The sequence below is a fragment of the Limimaricola litoreus genome, assembly GCF_024159025.1.
In the GTDB taxonomy this organism is placed as follows: domain Bacteria; phylum Pseudomonadota; class Alphaproteobacteria; order Rhodobacterales; family Rhodobacteraceae; genus Limimaricola; species Limimaricola litoreus.
The window spans coordinates 1-1,300 of sequence record NZ_JAMYXC010000181.1 but is presented as its reverse complement, the minus strand read 5'-3'; the positions used below and the strand labels follow the sequence as shown (position 1 = coordinate 1,300).

Below are 1,300 nucleotides of genomic sequence, written 5' to 3'. Positions count from 1 at the left end.
CCAGCTCGGCCTCGCGCTCAACCAGATCGCGGGCGTGGTCGAGAACGGGCTTTTCGTCGACATCTGTGACGCGCTCGCCAGGCATCCGCCGCGCGGGCCTCGAAGGCGATGCGCGCCGCGAGACCGGCGCGCGCCCCGGGCGGCACGGCGAGCAGCGCCGAAAGCCCCCGGTCGAGGCAGCCCGGCAGGATCGGCCTCACGCCGCCACCTCGATCGCGGCGAAGGGCCCCGGCCCGAAGGCCTCCGAGATCTGCGCCACCTGCACCACCAGCGCCCCCGCCGCCCCGTCTGTCCCGTCCGCCGCCCGCGCCTCGGCGCTGTAGCTGTAGGCGGGCGTGTCCACCTCCGCCTCGCGCAGCACGACGCCATCTTGAAGGATGCGCACGAGGTAGGCCTCGCGCCCCTCGTCGAGCGGCACGTCCCGCCCCTCCCAGGCGTCCGCGCCGCGGCGCGCGCGTCGCACCCATGTGATCCGAAGATCCCCCTGCGCCTCGCGCGCTGACAGATGCGCGGGCGCATAGGGCCTGAGCCCGATGCCTGCAAAGGCGCGAAGCTCGTGCCGCCAGCTCGGATCGGTCAGCGGCCGGCGGGCCGGGCCATAGCGGTAATGCCGCTCCAACCCCCGCGCCGCCTGCGGCAGGTCGATCTGCCGCGGCACACCGTCGAGCAGCACGAAGCGGCTGCCCACGGGCCAGACATCCGGCATCACCCCGTCCGTCCCCGCCTGCCCCCGAAGCCGCAGCGACAGATGATAGACGCCCGGCGCGACCGGCTCGGCGGTCTGGAACTGGAACACCTCCCAATGGTCGCTCGTCCCGTCGCCGATGGCGCAAAGATTGGCCCCCGACAGGATCGCCGCCTCGCTGGCCGAGGTGAGCTGCCCCTGCGCCAGCCGCACCCGAAGCGCCCGCCCGCGATCCCAGATCCCGCTCGGGGCCGCCGCCATCGCGGTTTCGGTCACCCCGATGGTGGCGGGCAGCGATTGCACGAGGTTCAGCCGGTGATCGGCATCTTCCACGCCCGAGGCCAGCGCCACCGCACCCGGCCATGGCCGCGCCGTGGCGGCGAAATGCGGCGCGTGGGCCACCTCCTCTCCGGTGAGCAGTGGCAGGTCGAGAAACACCCCCTCGACCGGCACCGGCGGGATATAGGCCCCCGGCGAGGTCGCCTCGGCCTCGGCAGGCTGCGGCAGGTAGAGGCCGGGAGCGGTGCGCACCGCCTCGACCTGCGCATGGGTGGTCCGCTCCAAACGGTCGATGCGCCAGTTGCCGCCCGGCGCGCCCAAGATCTCGACCACGTC

The 1,300-nt window shown here is 73.8% G+C and carries 1 protein-coding gene and 1 pseudogene; one reads left to right on the top strand and one right to left on the bottom strand.

Annotation, left to right across the window (positions count from 1 at the left end):
* Positions 1-76 (top strand): annotated as a pseudogene (locus tag NHG85_RS11790) (ribose-5-phosphate isomerase RpiA); the annotation flags it as partial.
* 120 nt (positions 77-196) lie between these two features.
* Here NHG85_RS11790 and NHG85_RS11785 read toward each other — a convergent pair.
* A partial coding sequence (locus tag NHG85_RS11785) for a GTA baseplate fiber-binding domain-containing protein (protein ID WP_440339876.1) occupies positions 197-1,300 on the bottom strand: 1,104 nt, incomplete at its 5' end.